The sequence below is a fragment of the Alistipes sp. CAG:268 genome, from assembly GCA_000434235.1.
Taxonomy (GTDB): domain Bacteria; phylum Bacteroidota; class Bacteroidia; order Bacteroidales; family Rikenellaceae; genus Alistipes; species Alistipes avistercoris.
Genome location: FR892022.1, coordinates 18,899 through 24,056, shown reverse-complemented (window position 1 = coordinate 24,056; position 5,158 = coordinate 18,899). Strand labels below are relative to the sequence as shown.

Below are 5,158 nucleotides of genomic sequence, written 5' to 3'. Positions count from 1 at the left end.
CCCGCGGGGCGGGGTGGCCGTAGCCGGGGCTGCGGCTGCCGTGCGCGAGCGGCAGGTCGAGACGCTGGGTGAATACCTCGCCGCTGCCCGTGAGGCCGCACCCGAGGAGTTCACCGTCGAGAACGACGTGATGTCGGTCCGCTTTTCGACCCGCGGCGGTCAGGTGACCGGCGTGACGCTCAAGGACTACCGCAAGTATGCCCCCCGCAAGGAGGAGGGCCGTCCCGTCGAGATGATGGATCCCGAGACGGCGCAGTTCGGCATGACGTTCTATGTCCGCAACGGCCTCAACAACGTCGATGTCAATACACTGGACTACGTCTTCGAGGCCGACCCCGTGACGACCACCCCCGACGGGGTGCAGCTCGTCGTGATGCGTCTGCCCGTGGCGGCCGATGCGAGCCTCGAGTACCGCTACCTGATCTACGACACGGCCTCGCCCGAGCGAGACTACCTCGTGGACTTCGACGTACGGCTGGTGAACATGGCCGCCGAGATGGCCAACCAGACGCAGATCCGCCTCGACTGGGCCGCCTCGACCTACCAGAACGAGAAGGGCTTCAAGAACGAGAACATGTACACGACGGTGGCTTACCGCTTCCCCGGCGATTCGTCGGTCGAGGAGCTGAGCATGAGCGAGGAGGAGCGGTCGAAGGAGGTGACCACCTCGGTGAACTGGGTGGCCTTCAAGCAGCAGTTCTTCTCGTCGGTCTTCATCGCCCCCGAGAATGTCTCGTATGCCAATATGGGCTTTACGACCGCACAGCCCGGTTCGGGTTATGTGAAGAACTTCCGGGCGCAGATGACCGTGCCCTACACCGCCGATACCGAAGGGTATGACTTCGCCTTCTACTACGGACCGAACAAATACTCGATCCTCAAGAAGGTGACTGCCACGGAGGGTGACGACCTCTACATGGAGCGGCTCATTCCGCTCGGGTGGGGCATCTTCGGCTGGGTGAACCGCTGGTTTGTCATTCCGGTCTTCGATTTCCTGAGGAACTACATCCCGAGTTTCGGCATCGTCATCCTGATCCTCGCGGTGCTGATCCGCCTGATCATCTCGCCCATGACCTACAAGAGCTACGTCTCGATGGCCAAGATGCGCCTGATCAAACCCCAGGTCGATGAGCTGGCCAAGAAGTACCCCAAGCAGGAGGATGCCATGAAGCGCCAGCAGGCCACGATGGAGCTCTACAAGAAGGCCGGTATCAACCCCATGGGCGGCTGCATCCCGCTGCTGATCCAGATGCCGATCCTGATCGCCGTCTTCCGCTTCTTCCCCGCGTCGATCGAGTTGCGCGACCAGCCCTTCCTGTGGGCCGATGACCTGTCGTCGTACGACAGCATCCTGAACCTGCCCTTCTCGATCCCCTTCTACGGCGACCACATCTCGCTCTTCGCCCTCCTGATGGCGGCGTCGATGTTCTTCTACTCGTACTACAACTACCAGCAGACGGCCTCGACGCAGACGCAGATGCCCGGTATGAAGTTCATGATGGTCTACCTGATGCCCGTCATGCTGCTGCTGTGGTTCAACAGCTACGCCAGCGGTCTGTGCTACTACTACCTGCTCTCGAACCTGCTGACCATCGGACAGACGCTCGTGATCCGCCGCATGGTCGATGATTCGAAGATCCAGGCGATCATGCAGGCCAATGCCGCGCGCAAGTCGAACGGCAAGAAGTCGAAGTTCCAGCAGCGCTACGAGGAGCTCATGCGTCAGCAGGAGGCTGCCCAGCGCGCGAAGAAGAAATAGCCGGGAATCCGTTTCCCGCATGTTGTCGGCCCGGAGGTGATGCCTCCGGGCCGTTTTTGTCGGGTGGGCGAGCCTCCGGAAATGTGCCATGTTTGGCCGGGGAACTTTTCCCGTTTCGGCCGGCAGGCCCGCGGGCAGAAGGGGGTATCGCCGTTTCCGGCGAATGGCGGTCCCGAAGAGCATCTCCCTTCCGGATGTGAAAACGCCGCAGGAGATTCTCCTGCGGCGTTTCCGTTTCATGGTCATGCGCTCTCTTACTCCTCTCCGGCGAATCCGATCGAGACGAACGTGAGCACCTCTTCGAGCACCGTCTGCCAGTAGCGCCAGGTGTGGCCGCCGTCGCGCATGCGGTATTGCAGGGGGATTCCCTTTTCGCGCATCGCTTCGAAGAAGTGGATGTTCCCGAGGGCCAGGAAGTCGTCGTCGCCGCAGTCCACCCACCAGCGGACGGTACGCTGTGCGGCGGCCTCCTCGTCGCTGAGGTTGCGGACCAGCTTGACGGGGGAGTTCTCCTCCACCGAGCGGCGGAAGGCGTTCTCCTCGGGATCGCCGTGCGACTCGAGCAGCGCACTCATCGGGCAGGCCGACGAGAAGAGCTCCGGATGCCGAAGAGCATATACGGCCGTACCGCCGCCGCCCATCGAAAGGCCTGCGATCGCCCGGTGGCGCTTGTCGCCGCGGATGCGGTAGCGCTGCTCCACGGCGGGCAGGAATTCCTCGAAGAAGAAGCGTTCGTAGGCCCATCCCGGCACGTCGAAGTAGCCCATGTGATCGCCCATGTAGTGGGGCCCGGTGCCCGATGCGTCGGGCATCACGACGACCATCGGCAGGGCCCTTCCCGCGGCGATCGCCTCCTCGGCGATCTGGTACATGTTGCCCTTCTCGACCCAGTCGCCGTGGTATCCGCTGGCTCCGTGGAGCAGGTAGAGGACCGGGTAGCGGCGGGTCGTGTCGCGGTCGTAGCCGTCGGGCAGGTAGACCGTGCAGCTTTTCCCGCTTTGGAGGATCTCGCTCCGGAGGGTGAAGGTCTCCAGACGGCCACCGGCCGTTGCGGCCGTTGCGGCAACGGTGAGGAGGAGGGCGGTCAGCAGTCGTTTCATGGCTTTGGGGTGTGTGTGGCTATTCGACATAGAGCACCAGCCCCTTGAGGTATTCGCCCTCGGGGTGGTAGATGTTGATCGGATGGTCGGCCGGCTGCGAGAGCTGGTGGAGGATGCGCACCTTGCGTCCGGCGATGGCTGCGGCCGAGAAGACCGTCGTGCGGAAGAGCTCCTTCGAAACGGCCTGCGAGCAGGAGAAGGTGAAGAGGATGCCGCCCGGGCGGATCTGCGACAGCGCGCGGGCGTTGAGGCGCTTGTAGCCCTGCATGGCGTTCCCGAGCACCTTGTGGTGCTTGGCGAAGGCCGGCGGGTCGAGGATGATCAGGTCGTAGCGGTCGCCGATGTCGCGCAGGTACTCCACGGCGTCGGCCGCGATCTCGGTGTGCGGGGCGCCCTCGCCGAAGTTCAGTCGCATGTTCTCCGTGGCCAGCTCCACGGCGCGCTCCGACGAATCGACCGAGCAGACCTCGCGGGCCCCTCCGGCAAGCGCGTAGACCGAGAAGCCGCCCGTGTAGCAGAACGTGTTGAGCACGGTGCGTCCCTTGGCGTAGCGCTTCACCAGTTCGCGGTTTTCGCGCTGGTCAAGGAAGAACCCGGTCTTCTGGCCCTTTTCCCAATTGACGAGGAACTGCTCGCCGTGTTCCAACACCACCTGCGAGGTGTGGTCCGACGTGCCCCACAGGTAGCCGTCCACCGCTCCGAGGTTGGCCTTGAAGGGGAGCGTCTGCGACGACTTGTCGTAGATGGCCGTGATGCGGTCGCCGTAGACCGTGCGGATCGCCTCGGCGATCTGCTGCCGGCTGCGGTACATGCCCACCGAATGGCACTGGATGACGGCCGTCGTGCCGTAGATGTCCGTCACCAGCCCCGGCAGCGAGTCCCCCTCGCCGTGGATCAGCCGGTAGCACGTCGTCTCCGCGCTGTCGGTCAGCGAGAGCGTGCGGCGCACGTCGTAGGCCACGGCCACGCGGCGGTTCCACCACGCCTGGTCAATCTCTTCGCGTTCGAAGGTGAGGACCCGGACGGCGATCGAGCCGATCTGGTAGTGTCCCAGAGCGATGAACTCTCCCGAGCGGTTGTAGACCTCGACCAGGGCGCCCTCGGCGATCTCGGACTCCTCCTCGGCCTTGATGTAGTCGATGGCACCCGAGAAGATCCACGGGTGGCGGCGCAGGAGCGACTCCTCCTTGCCCCGGCGCAGGTAAATTTGCGGTATCATTGGCGAAGCGGTTTTTTCGGTGTGCGCAGCAGCCGGTCGTAGATGCGGGTGCAGACCCAGGCGTCGGTGGCGGCGTAGAGCTGCTGCTTGTCGGTGAGTGTCGCGGCCTCCCAGTTGCTCAGCCGCTGGGCCTTCGAGACGCGTTGCCCGAGCACGATGGCCGAGAGCTTGCGGAGGCTCTTCTCGGCGATGCCCCATTCGGGGGCGATGGCCTGCAGGTCGATGAATCCGGCGTCGCGGAAGTGGCGGATCTGGCGCAGCGAGCGCAGGTCGCCGGCCACGTCGGCGCCGACCTTGAGCAGGCGCTTGTTCTCGAAGAGCTGCAGGATGGCCTTGTCGAGCGGGATGCGGTTGAGGCGGAAGAGGTAGCAGACCTCGGGCGAGGAAAGCTGCAGCAGCGACACACGGAACGTCACGCCCGGCCGGAACGACGGGCGGGTCTCGGTGTCGAAGCCGATGACGGGCTGTTCGGCCAGATACTTGCAGGCCGCGGCGATGTCGCGTTCGTCCTCCACGATGCGGATCTCGCCCCGGAACTCGATGGCCGGCAGCAGGGCCGTCTGCTCGTTGCTTATTTTGTCTATGAATCGGTTTTCTGTACTCATTCCCTGGAACGTTCCCGCAAAATTACGGAATATTTTTCAGAAAACTTGCGGCCGGCAAACCTTTTTCCGGCATTCTGCAGGTGCACGCTGCATGGGCGGCGGAGTGCCGGGCCCGACGGACGGATGCGGTCGGGGAGGGCTTCAGCGGTCGGCCAGGCGGAGCAGTCCGTCTTCGGTGGTGCGGATGCGTCCCGCGTCGAGCAGCGGGCGGAGGGTCTCGGCCAGCCGTTCGGGCGGGCAGGCACAGACTTCGGCGAGGGTGCGCGGCGAGGCGGGGCCTGCGGCGAGGCGCTCGAGCAGCCGGCAGGCAAGCGATGGAGCGGCCGGGGCGGTGTCGGACGCGGCGTCGGACAAATTGCGGGGACCTGTGGCCTGCGCCGGTTCGGGATGTTGTGCCGGCGGGGTGGAAGATGTCCCGGACTGCCGCAGGGCAGGAGCGGTTGCGGCCTCCCGAGCTTCGGGATGCCGCGTGTGC

At 64.5% G+C, this 5,158-nt stretch carries 5 protein-coding genes; 1 reads left to right on the top strand and 4 read right to left on the bottom strand.

What is annotated here, in order from left to right:
• Positions 1-13: 13 nt before the first annotated feature.
• Complete coding sequence (gene yidC, locus QZL63_RS10510; protein ID WP_022309250.1) at positions 14-1,759, top strand: membrane protein insertase YidC; 1,746 nt, start codon at positions 14-16, stop codon at positions 1,757-1,759.
• Positions 1,760-2,013: 254 nt separating this feature from the next.
• Here yidC and QZL63_RS10505 read toward each other — a convergent pair whose 3' ends face one another.
• From QZL63_RS10505 to QZL63_RS10490, 4 genes are all read right to left on the bottom strand, one after another.
• Entirely contained in the window at positions 2,014-2,859 is an 846-nt protein-coding gene (locus QZL63_RS10505) for an alpha/beta hydrolase (protein WP_022309249.1), read from the bottom strand.
• Positions 2,860-2,878: 19 nt separating this feature from the next.
• Positions 2,879-4,078 (bottom strand): class I SAM-dependent rRNA methyltransferase, encoded by a 1,200-nt coding sequence (locus QZL63_RS10500; RefSeq protein ID WP_022309248.1) that lies wholly within the window; start codon positions 4,076-4,078, stop codon positions 2,879-2,881.
• Complete coding sequence (locus QZL63_RS10495; RefSeq protein ID WP_022309247.1) at positions 4,075-4,683, bottom strand: 3'-5' exonuclease; 609 nt, start codon at positions 4,681-4,683, stop codon at positions 4,075-4,077. Before QZL63_RS10495 ends, QZL63_RS10500 begins: the two co-directional genes overlap by 4 nt.
• Positions 4,684-4,824: 141 nt before the next feature.
• Positions 4,825-5,158, bottom strand: a 334-nt coding sequence (locus QZL63_RS10490; RefSeq protein ID WP_290587124.1) for a hypothetical protein, incomplete at its 5' end; no start/stop codon positions are given.

Coding starts and splice junctions, on each gene's coding strand:
- QZL63_RS10505 (WP_022309249.1), bottom strand. CDS start 2,859: ATGAAACGACTGCTGACCGCCCTCCTCCTCACCGTTGCCGCAACGGCC.
- QZL63_RS10500 (WP_022309248.1), bottom strand. CDS start 4,078: ATGATACCGCAAATTTACCTGCGCCGGGGCAAGGAGGAGTCGCTCCTG.
- QZL63_RS10495 (WP_022309247.1), bottom strand. CDS start 4,683: ATGAGTACAGAAAACCGATTCATAGACAAAATAAGCAACGAGCAGACG.